This window comes from Pseudoxanthomonas suwonensis 11-1 (assembly GCF_000185965.1).
GTDB lineage: Bacteria > Pseudomonadota > Gammaproteobacteria > Xanthomonadales > Xanthomonadaceae > Pseudoxanthomonas > Pseudoxanthomonas suwonensis_A.
This window is the reverse complement of the sequence record NC_014924.1, coordinates 2,905,701-2,922,036: the sequence shown is the minus strand read 5'-3', so window position 1 is coordinate 2,922,036 and position 16,336 is coordinate 2,905,701. Positions and strand designations below refer to the sequence as shown.

The window sequence follows — 16,336 nt, the reverse complement described above, 5'->3', positions numbered from 1 at the left end:
CAGGCCAGGCCTGCCGGCCCGGAGAGAGGGCCGGCTTCCCCCGTTTCGTCGGCCCATGCCGGGTTTCGTCGCATGCCGGGTTCCGCCCGCTGGCGCGGCCGCTATCCTCGGCCGCATCCAATAGCGAGCCGCCCACCGTGTCCTCCAGCCTCATCCTGATCGTGCGCATCCTGTTCGCCTGGGCGGTGGCGGTCCTGCTTGCCGGCTCCCTCTGGGGCTGGTTGTTCGACGGCATCGGCGGCGTGTTCGCGCTGCTGGCCGTGGGCGCGATGGCCCTGGCCCTGCTCGGCGCGATCACCCATGTGCGCCGGGTCAGCCTGCTTGCCGGTCGCCTGGATGCGGCGGTGCTGGCCAACCGCCAGCAGCGGCGGATCGAACTGCCGATGGAAACCGTCGAGGCCTACGAACTGGTCGCGGAGGTGCTGCACCACCTCCCGCGCTCCGGGGACGTGGAAACCTCGCCCGGCAGCCTGCAGGTGCAGGCGCGGGTGCGGCGCTCGGATCCGTTCGGCGGTGCCCGGCCTTCGCGCTGGAACCTGCTGGCGCGCTTCGCCGTCACCCATGACCGGGTACTCGCGACCGTGCACCCGGGCAACGGCACCGTGGGCGTGACCGTGCTGTGCGAGCCGGACGCCGCGCACTGGGTGGACCTGTTCGCGCTGGACGAGGGCAGCAACTACCAGAACGCCGAGAGCGTGCTGCGCGCGCTGTCCAGCAAGGCCGCCGCCCAGCGCCGCGAGGAGCAGGCGCGGGCCGAACGCGAGGCCACCGACAACGCCCTGACCGTGGCCCGCCTCAACCTGCTGCAGGCGCAGGTCGAACCGCACTTCCTCTACAACACCCTGGCCAACGCCCAGGTGCTGGCGCGCACCGATCCGCCGCGCGCCGAGCAGATGCTGGGCCACCTGATCCAGTACCTGCGCCATTCGCTGCCGCGCGAGCACGACACGCTCTCGACCCTGGGCGAGGAGCTGGAGCGCACCCGCGCCTACCTGGAGATCCTGAAGATCCGGATGGGTACGCGGCTGCAGCTGCAGGTCGAGATTCCCGATGCGCTGAAGCAGGTGACCCTGCCGTCGATGATGCTGCAGACCCTGGTCGAGAACGCGATCAAGCACGGCCTGGAGCCCAAGCCCGGCGGCGGCACCATCTGGATCCTGGCGCGCCAGGTCGACGACCAGGTCACCGTCACCGTGGCCGACGACGGTTGCGGCTTCGGCGACGGCGCCAGCGCCGGTACCGGGATCGGCCTGAAGAACGTGCGCGAGCGGCTGCGCCTGACCTATGGCGATGCCGCCTCGTTCTCCATCGTGTCCAACTTCCCCAGCGGCGTGGCGGCCACCATTGCCGTACCGGCGCCGGCGCCGGCCACCGCGCCGGTCCAACCGCCGCCGGTGCCGGCCGCGGCCGTCGATGGAGGGATCCACCATGGTTGACTGCGTCGTCGCCGAGGACGAGGAGCTGCTGCGCGCCTCGCTGGTCCAGCAGCTGGGCGAGGCCTGGCCGGGACTGCGGGTGGTGGCCGAATGCGAGGACGGCGCCTCCGCGCTGGAAGCGATCGCCGCGCACCAGCCGGACGTGGCCTTCCTCGACATCCGCATGCCCGGCCTGACCGGGATCCAGGTCGCCGCCGCGCTTGCCGGATCGAGTCCGCGTACCCAGGTGGTGTTCGTCACCGCCTACGACCAGTACGCGATCGAGGCCTTCGAGAAGGGCGCGGTCGACTACCTGCTCAAGCCGGTGGCACCGGAGCGCCTGCAGGCCACGGTGCAGCGGTTGCAGGCGCGCGCTGCCGGCGGTGGTCCCGACCAGGCCACGCTGGACGCACTGCTGCAGCACCTGGCGCGGCGTCCGCCTTCCCCCTCTGCCCCGCCGCCGCTGGCCTGGATCACCGCCAGCAACGGCCGCGAGACCAGGCTGATCATGCTCGAGGACGTGGCCTACTTCCGCGCCGACAGCAAGTACACCGTGGTGGTCACCGCCGAGGGCGAGGCGCTGTTGCGGACGCCGCTGAAGGAACTGCTGGCGGTGCTGGATCCCAACCGGTTCCGCCAGATCCACCGCTCGACCATCGTCAACCTGGCGGCCGTGCAGTCGGTGCTGCGCGACGACAGCGGCAAGGGCCAGCTGCGCCTGCGCAACCGCAGCGAGACCCTCCCCGTAAGCGCGCCGTTCATGGCCCTGTTCCGCGGCATGTAGTCCCCGGCACCCGCCGGCCGCATCCAACCTGACCAACCTGGGAGTGCCACCATGCAAGTGCTGGCCGCATTGCTTGCCTGCCTGCTGTCGCTGCTCGGGGGCGATGGCCCCGGCAGCCAGACCCGCATCAGCTTCGCCCGCGAGGCCGGGCAGGGCCTGCTGCTGAGCAAGGCCACCCTGGCCGGTGGCCGGGCGACCTTCGACTGCCTGTCCAGCGGCAGCGGCAACTGCCACTACCTGCTGTACCGGGATGCCTGCGAGGGAAGCGACGCTGGTGCGCAAAGCCAGTGCCGGCGGCTGGAGCTGGAGCGCTTCCGCCTCGCCGTAGGCGCACGCCGCGTGGTGCCGGACCTGCCCGGTGACTTCGACCAGTGCGTTGCCGCGGCCGACGGCGGCGACTGCGCCTGATGCCGCGCGTCAGGTCAGTGCAACGCGGCGTGCGCGCCGGCGCAGCCAGATGGTCTGCACCACTAGAAGCAAGGCCATGGCGACCGCCACCCTGGCGGTGACGTCCGAGCCCGCAAGCTCCGAGCCGGACTGGCGCACCCAGACCGCCGCCAGGCCCCACAGGGCGGCGGCGACATAGGCGGGGTTGCCGTGCATGCGCGCATTGAGCCACAGCAGCAGGGCGGTGGCCGCGGCCAGCAGCAGCAGCGAGGGCACCAGCTGTGCCTGCTCGTGGGTCCAGCCGAAGGCCAGCGCCGACTGCGCCAGGTTGAGGAACGCCGCCAGCGACAGCCAGCCGGCATGCAGCGAGATTGCCAGCCACGACCAGCGGTGTTCGCCACCCTGTTCGTAGGCATCGGACAGCTGCACCGCCACCCAGGCCAGGCCCAGCAGCGCGCCGAAGATGATCGCCAGGCACAGCGCGAACATGCCCTGCGCGAACAGCGGCATCCAGGCCGTGGTGAGGATGAAGCCGATCACGGTGGCCGGAGCGATCCGGCGCAGCAGCGGGTCCTGGTTCCAGGGCGCGCGCAGCTGGCGCACGCCGTGCACGATGTCCAGCAGGAAGATCAGGCTCCAGATCGAGAACGCATAGCCGGCCGCCACCAGCAGGGTGGGGTAGCGCGCCGAGATCTCGCTGTTGTCCGGCCCGAACACGCCGCGCTGGGCGAAGTACGCCACCACTGGCATCGCCAGCGCCGAGAGCAGGACCAGTATGCGCATCGCCATGGAGCCACCCACGCAGGAAAGGTCCCGCGACGCTAGCGGCCGCGCGCGTGGCGCAGCGTGAAGCGCAGGCGCCTTGTTCAGGCGCCGACGCGCACCCGCTCGGCTTCCAGGTCGGCCACCGCGCGCACTTCCATCGCGCCGTAGCGCGTCCACGGGAACTCCTTGGCCAGTTCGACCGCGTGTTCCAGCGAATCGGCCTCGATCAGGTTGTAGCCGGCGAGCACTTCCTTGGTCTCGGCGAAGGGACCGTCGTAGACCCGGGTCTGGCCATCACGTACCCGCACCGTGCGCGCGGTCGAAGGCGGCTCGAGCTTGTTGGCGCCAAGCAGGACCCCGCTGGCGATGTGTTCGTCGGCCTTGCGCACGCAGTAGCGCATGTGGTCGTCGTATTCCTGCGGCGGCAGCTGCCCCAGCAGGTCCTGGTCGATGTACACCAGCAACAGGAACTTCATGCAACGCCTCCGTGGATGGCGGGGATGTGGCGAAGGCCGGCTCAGGCCGGCCCGGCTTCGGCGCCGCCGCGTCGCAGCGGATCCGGCAGCGGTTCGCCGTCGTCGACGAAACCCAGCGACACCGAATTGAGGCAGTGGCGCTCGTGGGTCGGCGGCGGGCCGTCCGGGAACACATGGCCGAGGTGGCCGCCGCAGCGCGCGCACACGATCTCGGTCCGGATCATGCCGTGGCTGGTGTCGCGGATGCAGGCGATGTGTTCCTCGTCGTACGGCTCGAAGAAGCTCGGCCAGCCGGTGCCGGAATCGAACTTGGCCGAGGAGCGGAACAGCGGCAGCCCGCACAGCCGGCACACGTAGGTGCCCTCGCGCTTGTTGTCCAGGAACACGCCGCAGAACGGACGCTCGGTACCATGCTGCAGCAGCACGTGGCGCTCCTCCGGCGAGAGTGCGGCGGCCAGCGCCTGCAGCTGCGCCTCGTCGGGCGGGGTCAGGTCGAAACGGCTCATCGGCGGCTCCGGCAGGGGAAGGGCGCCAGCATGCACCAGCCGGCGCGGCGGGTGAACCGCCTGCGGCGGGACGACGCCGTTACATAGTCTGCGCAGGACGCTAACGCGGCACTGCCTAGGCTGGCCGGGCGATTCCCAGAAGCAGGAGGCGACATGCGAAGGATTCCCCGTGGTACGTGGGTGCTGGTGGCCGATGGTGCCTCGGCCCGGCTGTTCACCAACATCGGCGGCGAGAACGGCCAGGTGGTGCTGCACCAGGAGGCGGCCATCGCCCTGGATCCCAAGGAGGGCGAGATGCCGGCGATCCTGCCGCCGGAGGTGAACGCCAAGGAGGCCGAGGAGGCCGGCTTCGCCCGCGAGATGGCCCGCCGACTCAACGAGCACGCGCTGCATAGCCGCTTCCAGCACCTGGTGCTGGCGGCCGACCCGCAGACACTGGGCCAGATGCGCCCGCTGCTGCACGAGGAAGTCCGCAGCCGCCTGCTGGTGGAAGTGCCGAAGAACTACACCAACCTGCGCCGCGAGCAGATCGAACAGGCGCTCGCTCCGGATTTCTGACCCTGGATTCCGCTGTCCCCGCGCGGAAGGGGATGAGGGTCGGAAATGCACCCGGCCATGCCGGTCGCGCGATCCGCATCCCCGAACGAAAACGGCCACCCGGAAGGATGGCCGTTTTCGTATCTCGCCATCCGAAGGCCTCAACCCGCCTTCAGTTCCTTCCTCACCCAGTCGTCGATCATGCGCTTCTCATGGCGCAGGTTGTCGCTGTCCAGGCCGGAGCTGCGCTGCAGGTAGGCGGTGTCGCGCAGCTTGCGCTGGCCCTCGGCCAGGACCTGGCCATCGGCGCTGGTGAGCTTGAACTGCAGTTCGATCATCGGCGGGTAGTTGTCGCGCAGGATGCGTACGTGGTCGCGGTCGGCGCCGTGCCAGGGCTCGTAGCGGCCCGCGCGCTGGATATCGGTGATGGTCACCTCCATGCGCGCGCCCTCGGGCAGGCGCTTTGCGGCGCTCTTCTGCAGGTGCCTGGCCAGCTCGGCCACCCAGTCGCCCTTCTCGGCCTCCCAGCGGTTGCCGCTGTAGCGCAGGTCGGAGAACCCGGCCGGGTCGGTCCAGGTGACGGTGACCGGGCCATCGCCCTGCAGGGCACGCGGGGCGTCCGGGTCGGTGACGTTGCTGCCCGCCAGCACCGTCGCCGGCATGGCGGCCAAGGCCAACAGCAGGATCATCGATCTGTATTTCATGGTCCGTTCCGGGATTGTTCGCTTGCAGTCGAATATGCGCCCGGGCCTTTGGCCGGGCAAGCCACCGGGGGCAAGGCGTTGGGGAGGCTTCAGCCGCCATGGACGGAACGCTGTTTTGGCAGCCACGCCACCTGTTTCTGTCACCTTCGGCACGCTTCGGGCCGGGGGTGCGGCGCTAGAATTGCCGACCTGCTTCCTCCCCGGATCCCCCATGAGCGCCTCCGCGCAAGCCCCGGCACGTGCCGCCGGGCTGGCCGTCGTCTTTGCCCTGGCCATCGTCTACGTGGTCTGGGGCTCGACCTACCTGGGCATCCGTTTCGCCCTGGAAGGTGGCTGGCCGCCGCTGCTGGCGGTGTCCGGCGCGCGCTTCGTGGTCGCCGGCGGGGCGATGTACGCCTTCCTGCGCTGGCGCGGCGTGCCGGCACCGACCCGCGCGCAGTGGAAGAACCTGGCGGTGATGGGCCTGCTGCTCCTGCTGCTGGGCAACGGCTTCGTGGTCCTGTCCGAGCAGAGCGTGTCCTCCGGCCTGGCCGCGGTGGCGGTGGCCTCGGTCCCACTGTGGATGGGCGTGTTCGGCCTGATGTACGGCAACCGCCCCAGCCGGATCGAATGGCTGGGCATCGCCATCGGCTTTGCCGGCGTGGTCTGGCTCAATGCCGGCAGCAGCCTGACCGCGAGCCCGGCAGGCCTGGTGTTCCTGCTGATCGCGCCGATCGGCTGGGCCTTCGGCTCGGTGTGGTCGCGCGGACGCGACCTGCCGCCGCCGTTCATGGCCGCGGCCGGGCAGATGCTGTGCGGCGGCGTGATGATCGTCGCCGCCGGCCTGCTGCGCGGCGAGTCGCTGCCGGAGGCGCCGACCCTGCAGGGCACACTGGCCCTGGCCTACCTGGCGGTATTCGGCTCGATCATCGCCTTCAGCACCTATGTCTGGCTGCTGCACAACGTGCGCCCGGTGCTGGTGAGCAGCTATGCCTACGTCAATCCGGCCATCGCCGTGCTCCTGGGCGCCTGGCTGGCCGGCGAGCGCTTCAGCGCGCATGACATCGGCGCGATGGCGGTGATCCTGGCCGGCGTGGTGACCATCACCATGGCCCGGGTGCTGCGCCGATGAGCGCCGCACCCGAGGCTCCCGCCGTCGACCGCCGAGGCCTGCTGGTCACCGCCGGCACCTTCGTGCTGTGGGGCGTGGTGCCGGTGTACTGGCACCTGCTGAAGATGGTGCCGGCCATGCAGATCATGGCCCACCGCGTGGTCTGGAGCGCGCTGCTGGTGGTGGCCTGGCTGATGCTCAGCAACGGCTTCGGCTGGCTGCGCAAGCTCGCCGCCCAGCCACGCGTGCTGCCAGCGTTGGCCCTGAGCGCGGTGCTGATCGCGTTCAACTGGGGCCTGTACATCTGGGCGGTCAACGCCGGCCACGTGGTCGAGACCAGTCTTGGCTACTTCATCAACCCGCTGGTCAACGTGGTCCTCGGCGTACTGGTGCTGCACGAGCGCCTGCGCCGCGCGCAGTGGATCGCGGTCGGCTGCGCGGCTCTGGGCGTGGCCTGGCTGACCCTCAATGCCGGCTCGCCGCCGTGGATCGCACTGGGCCTGGCGGCCTCGTTCGGCCTCTACGGCCTGGTGCGCAAGCTGGTGGCGGTGGACCCGGTGGCCGGGCTGGGGCTGGAGAGCCTGTACCTGTTCCTGCCCTCGCTGGCCTACGTGCTGTGGGCCGAAGCCGGCCACGGCGGCAGCTTCGCCAGCGGCTGGGGCTGGGGCACCGACCTGCTGCTGGTGTTCGGCGGCGTGGTCACCGCGGTGCCGCTGGTCGGCTTCGCCTACGGCGTGCGCCGGATCCCGCTGAGCGTGGTCGGCCTGCTGCAGTACATCGCCCCGACCCTGCAGCTGCTGCTGGGCGTGTGGTTCTTCCACGAGCCGTTCGGCCTGGACCGCGCGCTGGGCTTCGGCGCGATCTGGCTGGGCCTGGCGCTGTACGCCGGCGAAGGCCTGTGGCATTCGCGCCGCCGCCCGGGTGCGTGAACCAGGCCCGGCCCAAAAGCCTGCGCGGGTGGGCGACAATCGCGGCATGACCACCATCCATATCCTCGGGATCGCCGGCACCTTCATGGGCGGCGTGGCCGCGCTGGCGCGCGAACTCGGCTACGACGTCGAAGGCAGCGACCAGGCGGTGTATCCGCCCATGTCCACCCAGCTGGAGAAGCTGGGCATCACCCTGCGCCAGGGCTACGACCCGGCGCACATCTCCGCCGCGGCGGAGGAAGTCGTGATCGGCAACGCGCTGTCGCGCGGCAATGCCGCGGTGGAGCAGGTGCTGGACGACGGCCGCCGCTACACCTCCGGCGCGCAGTGGCTGGCCGAGCGCGTGCTGCCCGGGCGCACCACCCTGGCGGTGGCCGGCACCCACGGCAAGACCACCACCACCAGCCTGCTGGCCTTCCTGCTGCAGGCGGCCGGGCGCGATCCGGGTTTCCTGGTCGGCGGCGTGGCCGAGGACTTCGGCACCTCGGCGCGGATCGGCAGCGGACGCGAGTTCGTGGTCGAGGCCGACGAGTACGACACCGCGTTCTTCGACAAACGCAGCAAGTTCGTGCACTACCGGCCGACGGTGGCGATCCTCAACAACCTCGAGTACGACCACGCCGACATCTTCCCGGACCTGGCCGCGATCCAGCGCCAGTTCCACCACCTGGTGCGTACCGTGCCGCGGGCCGGCCGCCTGGTCGTCAACGGCGAGGACGCGCACCTGGCCGAAGTGCTGGCCATGGGCTGCTGGACCCCGCTGGAGACCTTCGGCCTGGAAGGCGCCGACGTGGCCATCGCCCGTGCCGGCGGTGGCAGCGGCTTCGACTGGAGCGCGCGCCTGCTGGCGGCCGATGGCAGCGCCTTCGTGGTGCTGCAGGACGGACGCGAGGTGGCGACCGTGCTCTGGCCGCTGCTGGGCCGGCACAACGTGATGAACGCGCTGGCGGCGCTGGCCGCGGCGCACGCGGTGGGCGTTGCCCCGGCGGACGTGGCACCGGCGCTGGCCGGCTTCCACAGCGTCAAGCGCCGCCTGGAAGTGCTGGGCGAGCCGGCAGGCATCACCGTGTACGACGACTTCGCCCACCATCCCACCGCGATCCGCACCACGCTGGAAGGCCTGCGCGCGAAGGTGGGCGATGCACGCATCGTGGTGGCGATGGAGCCGCGCAGCAATTCCATGCGCCTGGGTGCGCATGCCGATGCGCTGGCGCCGTCGCTGGACCTGGCCGACGTGGTCGTGTTCCTGCACCGCCCGGAACTGGCCTGGGATGCCGGCAAGGTGGTGGCCGCGGTGCGCGGCCAGGCGCAGGCGGTTCCGGATACCGATGCCCTGCTGGCCACGCTGCAGGACCTGGTGCGCGCCGGCGACCATGTGGTGTTCATGTCCAACGGCGGCTTCGATGCCGCGCCGCGTCGCCTGGTGGCGATGCTGGAGTCGCGCGACTGAAGGCCGTCGTGACGCCGTCTTGCCGCGGCGGCGTTACCCTGCCGGCGAGTGGATAGCCCGAGCAACGTGTCCAGTACCGAATCCCTGCCGCTGTTCCCGCTGCATACCGTGCTGCTGCCCGGCGCCCCGCTGGGCCTGCGCGTGTTCGAGCGGCGCTACCTGGACCTGGTGGGCGAATGCGGGCGCACCGGTCGCAGGTTCGGCGTGTGCCTGATCCTGGAGGGCGAGGAGAGCGGTGCGCCGGCCACGCCGGCGGCATTCGGGGTCGAGGCCATCATCGAGGATTTCGGCACCGAGCCCGGTGGCGTGCTGACCCTGTCGGTGCGCGGCGCGCGCCGCTTCCGCGTATGCCGCACCAGTGCCCGCGACAACGGCCTGCTGGTCGGCCATGTGCGCTGGTGCGACGGGCCGGAGGAGGAGGGCACCGGGCCGCGCCTGCTGCCCGAGCACGCAGTGCTGGGCACCCTGCTGGGCGAGCTGCTGCAGAAGGTCGGCGGCATGCGTGATGCGCCCAACCTGCGCCTGCTCGAGGATGCGGACTGGGTGGGCTGGCGCCTGGCCGAGATCCTGCCGATCACCGAGGAGCAGCGCCTCGCCCTGCTGCAGGAGGACGATCCGCACCGGCGGCTGCAGCACCTGCTTGTCTGGATGGACGAGGAATAGGACGCTGCGTCCGCGGGCCGCGGCTACACGCGGCCGTGAGCCACGTGCGGCGACCATGGGCCTCGGCTGAAAGCCGTTCCCGCCCATCCGACGCCGCGGCGTCCACCACGGAGGACCTGCCATGGTCGCAACCGTCGAAGGCCGGTATGCACCCGCCTTCCATCCCGTCCACGCGCTGCTGCTCGGCGGCGCCCTGTCGCTGATCCTCGGCACGCTGCTGGCCGACATCGCCTACGCGCGGACCTACGAGATCCAGTGGATCAACTTCGCCGCCTGGCTCAACGTCGGCGGCCTGGTGTTCGCCGCCGCCGCGCTGGTCTGCGCACTGTTGGGCCTGGTGCCCTCGCGCCGCACCCGCGGCTCGGCGCTGCACTGCCTGCTGTGGGCGGTGGCGTGGATCCTCGCCTTGCTCAATGCCCTGGTCCATGCGCGCGACGCCTGGGCCGCGATGCCGATGGCGCTGGTGCTGTCGGTGCTGGTGTTCGCGGTCGCGCTGGTTTCCATTTTCTTCGCGGCCTGGCCGCTGCGCGCCGGAGGTGTGCGATGAACCGCCTGAAGCTTGTCGCCGCCGCCTGTGCCACCGTCGTGCTGGCGGCCTGCAATCCCGAACCCGGCCCGCTCCAGCACGGTGCCAACCCGGAACTGCCGGAACCGAAGCGCGGCCTGCTGCCGTCGATGAAGATCGCCGACCCGTCCGAGTGGGGCGACCAGGTGCCGGTCGTGCCGGAGGGCTTCGAGGTCCGTGCCATCGCCCGCGACCTGCGCATCCCGCGCCAGACCCTGGTCCTGCCCAACGGCGACATCCTGGTGGCCGAGGGTCGCGGGGGCAACGCGCCCGCGCTCAAGCCCAAGGACGTGATCGCCGGTCCGATCAAGGCCGCCGGCACCACCCAGGTGCCCAGTGGCAACCGCCTGACCCTGCTGCGGGATGCCGATGGCGACGGTGAGTACGAGCTGCAGACGGTGTTCGCCGAGGACCTCGACGCGCCCTACGGCCTGGCGCTGGTCGGCAACAACCTCTACGTGGCCAACCAGGACGCCGTGGTGCGCTTCGACTACCAGCCGGGCATGACCCAGGCCCGGGCCGGCAAGCCGCAGGTGCTTACGAAGCTGCCGTCGGAGATCAACCACCACTGGACCAAGGCGATGACCGCCAGTGCCGACGGGCGCTTCCTGTACGTGGGCATCGGCTCCAACAGCAACATCACCGAGCGTGGCATGACCGCCGAGCAGGACCGCGCCGTGGTCTGGGAGATCGATACCCAGACCGGCATGCACCGCGAATACGCCGGCGGCCTGCGCAATCCCACCGCGCTGGCGATCCAGCCCGGCAGCGGCCAGCTGTGGGCGGTGGTCAACGAGCGCGACGAGATCGGCCCGGACCTGGTGCCTGACTACCTGACCTCGGTGCGCGAGGGCGGCTTCTACGGCTGGCCGTGGGCCTACTGGGGCCAGCACGTCGACACGCGGGTCAAGCCGGAGAACCCGGAGAAGGTCGCCGCCTCGATCACCCCGGACTACGCCCTGGGCGCGCACGTGGCCGCCCTGGGCCTGGACTTCTCCAGCCCGGTGATGGGGCCGGAGTACGCCGAGGGCGTCTTCGTCGGCATGCACGGCAGCTGGAACCGATCCGAGCCGGTGGGCTACAAGGTGGTGTTCGTGCCGTTCCGCAATGGCCGCCCGGCCGGTGATCCGATCGACTTCGCCACCGGCTTCCGCGACGACGACGGCACCACCCGTGGCCGTCCGGTGGGGGTGACCGTGGATCCGCGCGGCGCCCTGGTCATCGCCGACGACCTGGCCAACATCGTCTGGCGGGTGTCGCGGGTGGACGGTCCGGCCACCGCGCCCGTGCCGGCCGAGGTGCCGGTCGCCCCGACCAGCGAGACGGCTCCGGCGACCGACGCCCCCGAGGGCGATGCCGGCTGAGGGCTGGGCTTGGTGGGGTGGGGGCTGAGGCCCCGCCCCCCGTCCTCCGGGCTGTCCCACCCCGACCCCGGCTGTCCGGGGCTGCCCTACAGCGGCGGTTGTGACGGCGCTCCTATAATCCCGCGATGAATTCTTCCTGGATGGAAGCCATGCTGGCCTGGATCGGTGAGAACCCGCTCCTGGCCGGCCTGGTGATCTTCGCGATCGCGTTCTGCGACGCACTCATCGTCGTCGGTGCCATCGTCCCGGCGCTGCCGCTGCTGTTCGCGGTCGGCGTGCTGATCGGCATGGGCGAGATCTCCGGTCCCTATGCGGTGGCCAGCGCCGCGCTTGGTGCGCTGGCCGGGGATGCCATCAGCTACTGGGTCGGCCTGCGCTGGGGCGACCGCCTGCGCGGGGTGTGGCCGTTCAGCCGCTACCCGCAGCTGCTGGAGCGCGGCGAGAACCTGTTCCGGCGCAACGCCTTCAGCGCCATCCTGCTGGCCCGCTACGTCGGCGCGATCCGCCCGTTCGTGCCGGCCATCGCCGGCATGGCGCGGATGCCGGTGCGCCGCTACCTGGTCGCCTCGGGCCTGGCCTGCGTGTCCTGGGGCGTGCTGTTCCTGCTGCCGGGCTGGATGCTGGGCCAGGCCTACGACGCCGTCGCCGCGGTGGCCGGCCACCTGGTGGTGGTGCTGGGCCTGCTGCTGGTGGTGCTGGCCCTGGCGTGGGCAGTGGTGCTCTACACCTATCGCTGGTTCGCCGACCACGCCGACGCGCTGCTGGCGCGGGTGCTGGAGTGGTCGCACCGGCACCCGGTGCTGGGCCGCCATTCGGCCGCCGTGTTCGATCCGACCCGGCGCGAGTCGGTGCCGCTGGCCCTGCTGGCCGTGCTGCTGCTGGCCATCGGCTGGGTCTGGTTCGCCCTGCTGGTGGTGGTGCTGGGCCATGGCGAGCCGCTGGGCGTGGACCTGGCCGTGCACGAGCTGATGCTGGCCCTGCGCAACCCGCTGGCCGACTACCCGCTGGCCGCGATCGCCTCGATCGGCGACTGGCCGGTGCTGGCCCCGGCCTGTGCCCTGGTGCTGGGCTACTTCATCTGGCGCCAGCGCTGGATGGCGGCCGCGCACTGGCTGGCCGCGCTGGCCTTCGGCCTGGCCCTGACCTGGCTGCTGGGCGCGACCATTAACGTGGTGCGGCCGCCGACCGCCAGCAGCGGCTTCGGCTTCCCCTCCATCGCCGTGACCATGTCGACCATTGCCTTCGGCTTCTTCGCCGTGCTGATCGCGCGCGAGATGCCCGGCCGCGACCGGGTCTGGCCCTACCTCGTCTCCGGCCTGGTGGTGACGATCATCGGCTTTGCCCGCCTGTACCTGGGCGCGCACTGGCTCAGCGACGTGGTCGGCGGGATGCTGCTGGGCATCGTCTGGCTGCTGGTGCTGGGCATCGCCTACCGCCGCCGTTTCAACCGCTCGTTCTGGGTCAAGCCGGTGGCCGTGGTGTTCTACGGCGCCTTCGCCGTGGCCGCGCTGTGGTATGCGCCGCGCAACATCGAGGCCAAGCTGGCCAAGTTCGAGCCGCCGGCCCCGACGGTCGAGATCCAGGAGATGCAGGACTGGTGGACCACCGGCTGGGCCCGGCAGCCGGCGCGCCGCAACGAGCTGGACGACACCCAGCGCTGGCCGCTGGACGTGCAGGTCGCCGGCCCGCTGGAACCGCTGCGCCAGCGCCTGGAGGCGCAGGGCTGGAAGGTGCAGCCACAGGCGCGCTGGGCGCAGGCGCTGAACATGTTCGACGAAGACAACTGGCCGGCCGGCGTGCCGGTGTTGCCGGCCACCCTGGGCGCACGCACCGAGACCCTGCTGATGGTTCGCGAGGGCGACGATCCCCAGCGCCGCACCGCGCTGCGCCTGTGGCCGGCGCCGGTGCAGCTGCGCCCCGGCTTCGAGCCGCTGTGGATCGGCACCGCGCAGACCCTGCACTTCAGCCCGGCGGTGTTCGACGTGCTCGCCACCTGGCGCCCGCGTGCGGATGCCGATCCGGCACTGGACCAGGTGCGCGAGGCGGTGGCCGACCTGGCGCACATGGTCGAGCCGCATCCGGTATCGGGCCTGCCCACGCTGAGGCTGCTTACCTCCGCAGGCGTGGAAGCGGCTGGCGCGGCCGAAGCTGGCGACGCGGCACAGTAGGCCCGTCGTCCTTGCCGGCCGGCGCCCCCGCGCCGCGGCCGCCCTCCCACGTCGCCACGCATGCGGGCGACAATGCGCCCCCCGCATCACTGGAGACGCGCATGACCAGCCTCGCCGGCAAGACCCTGTTCATTACCGGTGCCTCGCGCGGCATCGGCCTGGCCATCGCCCTGCGCGCGGCTCGCGACGGCGCCAACGTCGCCATCGCCGCCAAGTCCTCGGTGCCCAACCCCAGGCTACCCGGCACCATCCACACCGCCGCCGAGGCGGTGACCGCGGCCGGTGGCCGCGGCCTGGCGCTGAAGTGCGACATCCGCGAGGAGGACCAGGTGCACGCCGCGGTCGCGGCCACGGTCGACGCCTTCGGCGGCATCGACATCCTGGTCAACAACGCCAGCGCGATCTGGCTGCGCGGCACCCTGGACACGCCGATGAAGCGCTTCGACCTGATGCAGCAGGTCAACGCGCGCGGCAGCTTCCTCTGCGCCCAGGCCTGCCTGCCACACCTGCTAAAGGCGCCCAACCCGCACATCCTGACCCTGGCCCCGCCGCCCTCGCTGGACCCGAAGTGGTGGGGCCCGCACACCGGCTACACCCTGGCCAAGATGGGCATGAGCTTCGTCAGCCTGGGCCTGGCCGCCGAGTTCGGGCCGCAGGGCGTGGCGGTCAACGCGCTGTGGCCACGCACGCTCATCGCCACCGACGCGCTGAACATGATCCCCGGCGTCGATGCGGCCAACGGCCGTCGCCCGGAGATCATGGCCGACGCCGCCCACGCCATCCTGGTACGCGAGGCGGCCGGTTTCAGCGGCCGCTTCCTGATCGACGACGAGGTGCTGGCCGAGGCCGGGGTGACCGACCTTTCCGACTACGCGGTCGATCCCTCGCGCCCGCTGCTGCCGGACCTGTTCCTGGACTGAGGCGCACGCTGCGTTGCGCGCCCGCGACCCCGGTCGCCGCGCGCGCTCCTACAATGGCGGCCCCACCTTGCCTTGGATGCACCATGAAGTACCTGCACGCGATGATCCGGGTCCACGACCTGGAAAAGACCAGCCGCTTCCTCACCGAAGGCCTGGGCCTGAAGCAGACCCGGCGCATGGACAGCGAGGCCGGCCGCTTCACCCTGGTCTACTTCGGCGCCCCGGAGAACCCGGAGGCCGAGATCGAGCTCACGTACAACTGGCCGCCCGAGGATGGCTCGGCGCCAGAGGACTACGGCAGCGCGCGCAACTTCGGCCACCTGGCCTTCGAGGTCAACGACATCTACGCCATCTGCGCCCACCTGCAGTCGCTGGGCGTGACCATCAACCGTCCCCCGCGCGATGGCCGCATGGCCTTCGTCCGCACCCCGGACCTGATCTCGATCGAGCTGCTGCAGAAGGGCGAGGCCCTGGCGCCGGCCGAGCCGTGGGCGTCGATGCCCAATACCGGCACCTGGTAAGCACACGAGTGCGGTCCGGCGGGGCACGCGTCCCCGCCGGACCGTCGCATCAGTCGGCAGCGGCCCGTGCCGGCCGTGCCAGGCTGAGGGCAATGGTCGTTGCCAGGATCGTGCCGACCGCACCCAGCGACCACAGCACCGGGATCTTGTAGAGGTCGACCAGCAGCATCTTGGCGCCTATGAACACCAGCACCACGGCCAGGCCGTAGGGCAGCAGGTGGAAGCGCTCGGCCATCCCCGCCAGCAGGAAGAACATCGCGCGCAGCCCCAGCACCGCGAACACGTTGGACGTCAGCACGATGAACGGGTCCAGGGTGATGGCGAAGATCGCCGGGATCGAATCCACCGCGAAGATCACGTCGGTGATGCCGATCATCACCACCACGATGAACAGCGGGGTGAACCTGCGCCGGCTGCCGTGGCCCAGCCACATCGCATTGCCGTGATAGCGGCGCACGAACGGCACGTGCGTGGTCATCCAGCGCAGTACGGGATTCTTCCCCAGGTCCGGCTCCTCGCCCGCGGCGCTCCACATCTTCGCGCCGGTCAGCAGCAGGAAGGCGCCGAACACGTAGAGCAGCCAGTGGAACTGGGCCAGCAGCGCGGCGCCGGCGAAGATCAGGATCGCGCGCAGCACGATCGCCAGCAGGATGCCGATCACCAGTACGCGCTGGCGCAGTTGCTCCGGCACGGCGAAGTAGGTCATCAGCATCAGGAACACGAAGATGTTGTCGACCGCCAGCGCCTTCTCGACCAGGTAGCCGGTCAGGAATTCCAGGCCGATGCGCCGTGCCTCTTCCGGACCGGCCGACTGGCCGACGTACCACCACAGGGCGAGGTTGAAGAGCAGGGCCAGGGCCACCCAGCCCAGGCTCCACCACGCCGCTTCCCTGAACGTGACCTTGTGCGCGCCGCCGTGGCGCATCAGCAGCAGGTCGGCCACCAGCGCCAGCAGCACCAGGCCGGAGAATCCGGCCCACAGCCAGACGTTGCCTATCGTTTCCATCATCAATGTTCCGGGCAGGAGTAAGGACGGCCGCGGAAGCTGGCGGCGCGGAACCCTGCTCTGGGAACCGGGGACACACCTTCGCC

The 16,336-nt window shown here is 70.9% G+C and carries 18 protein-coding genes; 13 read left to right on the top strand and 5 right to left on the bottom strand.

Annotation, left to right across the window (positions count from 1 at the left end; translation table 11 throughout):
- Positions 1–137: 137 nt before the first annotated feature.
- The 3 genes from PSESU_RS13400 to PSESU_RS13390 are packed head-to-tail and all read left to right on the top strand — an operon-like array spanning position 138 to position 2,607.
- Positions 138–1,436, top strand: coding sequence for a histidine kinase (locus PSESU_RS13400; RefSeq protein ID WP_013536328.1), 1,299 nt, complete (start codon positions 138–140; stop codon positions 1,434–1,436).
- Positions 1,429–2,199 carry a LytR/AlgR family response regulator transcription factor gene (locus PSESU_RS13395; RefSeq protein WP_013536327.1) on the top strand — a complete coding sequence of 257 codons (771 nt, stop codon included), beginning with the start codon at positions 1,429–1,431 and terminating at the stop codon, positions 2,197–2,199. Before PSESU_RS13400 ends, PSESU_RS13395 begins: the two co-directional genes overlap by 8 nt.
- 51 nt (positions 2,200–2,250) lie before the next feature.
- Complete coding sequence (locus tag PSESU_RS13390) at positions 2,251–2,607, top strand: hypothetical protein (protein WP_013536326.1); 357 nt, start codon at positions 2,251–2,253, stop codon at positions 2,605–2,607.
- Between the two features lie 9 nt (positions 2,608–2,616).
- Here PSESU_RS13390 and PSESU_RS13385 read toward each other — a convergent pair whose 3' ends face one another.
- From PSESU_RS13385 to msrB, 3 genes are all read right to left on the bottom strand, one after another.
- On the bottom strand, positions 2,617–3,375 hold the full coding sequence (locus tag PSESU_RS13385) for a hypothetical protein (RefSeq protein ID WP_233275227.1): 759 nt from the start codon (positions 3,373–3,375) through the stop codon (positions 2,617–2,619).
- Positions 3,376–3,452: 77 nt separating this feature from the next.
- Positions 3,453–3,827: a YciI family protein gene (locus PSESU_RS13380; RefSeq protein ID WP_013536324.1), complete on the bottom strand. Its 375-nt coding sequence runs from the start codon at positions 3,825–3,827 to the stop codon at positions 3,453–3,455.
- A gap of 41 nt (positions 3,828–3,868) precedes the next feature.
- Positions 3,869–4,333 (bottom strand): peptide-methionine (R)-S-oxide reductase MsrB, encoded by a 465-nt coding sequence (gene msrB, locus PSESU_RS13375; protein ID WP_013536323.1) that lies wholly within the window; start codon positions 4,331–4,333, stop codon positions 3,869–3,871.
- A 153-nt stretch (positions 4,334–4,486) separates the two neighbouring features.
- Here msrB and PSESU_RS13370 point away from each other — a divergent pair, with 153 nt between their 5' ends.
- Positions 4,487–4,891 (top strand): host attachment protein, encoded by a 405-nt coding sequence (locus PSESU_RS13370; RefSeq protein ID WP_013536322.1) that lies wholly within the window; start codon positions 4,487–4,489, stop codon positions 4,889–4,891.
- Between the two features lie 140 nt (positions 4,892–5,031).
- Here PSESU_RS13370 and PSESU_RS13365 read toward each other — a convergent pair whose 3' ends face one another.
- Positions 5,032–5,574, bottom strand: coding sequence for a DUF3016 domain-containing protein (locus PSESU_RS13365; RefSeq protein ID WP_013536321.1), 543 nt, complete (start codon positions 5,572–5,574; stop codon positions 5,032–5,034).
- 211 nt (positions 5,575–5,785) lie between these two features.
- Between PSESU_RS13365 and yedA the strand changes: the two genes are divergently transcribed.
- From yedA to PSESU_RS13320, 9 genes are all read left to right on the top strand, one after another.
- Positions 5,786–6,685, top strand: a complete 900-nt coding sequence (yedA, locus tag PSESU_RS13360; RefSeq protein ID WP_013536320.1) for a drug/metabolite exporter YedA — start codon at positions 5,786–5,788, stop codon at positions 6,683–6,685.
- The gene (rarD, locus tag PSESU_RS13355; RefSeq protein ID WP_013536319.1) at positions 6,682–7,593 is read left to right on the top strand and encodes an EamA family transporter RarD; all 912 of its coding nucleotides are present in this window, start codon (positions 6,682–6,684) and stop codon (positions 7,591–7,593) included. The genes yedA and rarD overlap by 4 nt, the downstream gene beginning before the upstream one ends.
- A gap of 46 nt (positions 7,594–7,639) precedes the next feature.
- A complete protein-coding gene (mpl, locus tag PSESU_RS13350) occupies positions 7,640–9,043 on the top strand; it encodes a UDP-N-acetylmuramate:L-alanyl-gamma-D-glutamyl-meso-diaminopimelate ligase (RefSeq protein WP_013536318.1) in 1,404 nt (467 codons plus the stop codon).
- A 66-nt stretch (positions 9,044–9,109) separates the two neighbouring features.
- Entirely contained in the window at positions 9,110–9,706 is a 597-nt protein-coding gene (locus PSESU_RS13345) for an LON peptidase substrate-binding domain-containing protein (protein WP_155942776.1), read from the top strand.
- 121 nt (positions 9,707–9,827) lie between these two features.
- Positions 9,828–10,253 carry a DUF2231 domain-containing protein gene (locus PSESU_RS13340; RefSeq protein WP_013536316.1) on the top strand — a complete coding sequence of 142 codons (426 nt, stop codon included), beginning with the start codon at positions 9,828–9,830 and terminating at the stop codon, positions 10,251–10,253.
- Complete coding sequence (locus PSESU_RS13335; protein ID WP_013536315.1) at positions 10,250–11,635, top strand: PQQ-dependent sugar dehydrogenase; 1,386 nt, start codon at positions 10,250–10,252, stop codon at positions 11,633–11,635. Before PSESU_RS13340 ends, PSESU_RS13335 begins: the two co-directional genes overlap by 4 nt.
- Positions 11,636–11,760: 125 nt before the next feature.
- On the top strand, positions 11,761–13,803 hold the full coding sequence (locus tag PSESU_RS13330) for a bifunctional DedA family/phosphatase PAP2 family protein (RefSeq protein ID WP_013536314.1): 2,043 nt from the start codon (positions 11,761–11,763) through the stop codon (positions 13,801–13,803).
- Between the two features lie 101 nt (positions 13,804–13,904).
- Positions 13,905–14,723, top strand: a complete 819-nt coding sequence (locus PSESU_RS13325) for an SDR family oxidoreductase (RefSeq protein WP_013536313.1) — start codon at positions 13,905–13,907, stop codon at positions 14,721–14,723.
- Between the two features lie 83 nt (positions 14,724–14,806).
- Entirely contained in the window at positions 14,807–15,244 is a 438-nt protein-coding gene (locus PSESU_RS13320) for a VOC family protein (RefSeq protein WP_013536312.1), read from the top strand.
- Between the two features lie 49 nt (positions 15,245–15,293).
- Here PSESU_RS13320 and PSESU_RS13315 read toward each other — a convergent pair whose 3' ends face one another.
- Entirely contained in the window at positions 15,294–16,250 is a 957-nt protein-coding gene (locus PSESU_RS13315) for a TerC family protein (protein WP_041765002.1), read from the bottom strand.
- Positions 16,251–16,336 lie beyond the last annotated feature (86 nt).

What these genes read in the sequence shown, in the direction of transcription:
- PSESU_RS13395 (WP_013536327.1), top strand. Translation starts at nt 1,429, where the DNA reads ATGGTTGACTGCGTCGTCGCCGAGGACGAGGAGCTGCTGCGCGCCTCG.
- PSESU_RS13390 (WP_013536326.1), top strand. Translation starts at nt 2,251, where the DNA reads ATGCAAGTGCTGGCCGCATTGCTTGCCTGCCTGCTGTCGCTGCTCGGG.
- PSESU_RS13385 (WP_233275227.1), bottom strand. Translation starts at nt 3,375, where the DNA reads ATGGCGATGCGCATACTGGTCCTGCTCTCGGCGCTGGCGATGCCAGTG.
- PSESU_RS13380 (WP_013536324.1), bottom strand. Translation starts at nt 3,827, where the DNA reads ATGAAGTTCCTGTTGCTGGTGTACATCGACCAGGACCTGCTGGGGCAG.
- msrB (WP_013536323.1), bottom strand. Translation starts at nt 4,333, where the DNA reads ATGAGCCGTTTCGACCTGACCCCGCCCGACGAGGCGCAGCTGCAGGCG.
- PSESU_RS13370 (WP_013536322.1), top strand. Translation starts at nt 4,487, where the DNA reads ATGCGAAGGATTCCCCGTGGTACGTGGGTGCTGGTGGCCGATGGTGCC.
- PSESU_RS13365 (WP_013536321.1), bottom strand. Translation starts at nt 5,574, where the DNA reads ATGAAATACAGATCGATGATCCTGCTGTTGGCCTTGGCCGCCATGCCG.
- yedA (WP_013536320.1), top strand. Translation starts at nt 5,786, where the DNA reads ATGAGCGCCTCCGCGCAAGCCCCGGCACGTGCCGCCGGGCTGGCCGTC.
- rarD (WP_013536319.1), top strand. Translation starts at nt 6,682, where the DNA reads ATGAGCGCCGCACCCGAGGCTCCCGCCGTCGACCGCCGAGGCCTGCTG.
- mpl (WP_013536318.1), top strand. Translation starts at nt 7,640, where the DNA reads ATGACCACCATCCATATCCTCGGGATCGCCGGCACCTTCATGGGCGGC.
- PSESU_RS13340 (WP_013536316.1), top strand. Translation starts at nt 9,828, where the DNA reads ATGGTCGCAACCGTCGAAGGCCGGTATGCACCCGCCTTCCATCCCGTC.
- PSESU_RS13335 (WP_013536315.1), top strand. Translation starts at nt 10,250, where the DNA reads ATGAACCGCCTGAAGCTTGTCGCCGCCGCCTGTGCCACCGTCGTGCTG.
- PSESU_RS13330 (WP_013536314.1), top strand. Translation starts at nt 11,761, where the DNA reads ATGAATTCTTCCTGGATGGAAGCCATGCTGGCCTGGATCGGTGAGAAC.
- PSESU_RS13325 (WP_013536313.1), top strand. Translation starts at nt 13,905, where the DNA reads ATGACCAGCCTCGCCGGCAAGACCCTGTTCATTACCGGTGCCTCGCGC.
- PSESU_RS13320 (WP_013536312.1), top strand. Translation starts at nt 14,807, where the DNA reads ATGAAGTACCTGCACGCGATGATCCGGGTCCACGACCTGGAAAAGACC.
- PSESU_RS13315 (WP_041765002.1), bottom strand. Translation starts at nt 16,250, where the DNA reads ATGGAAACGATAGGCAACGTCTGGCTGTGGGCCGGATTCTCCGGCCTG.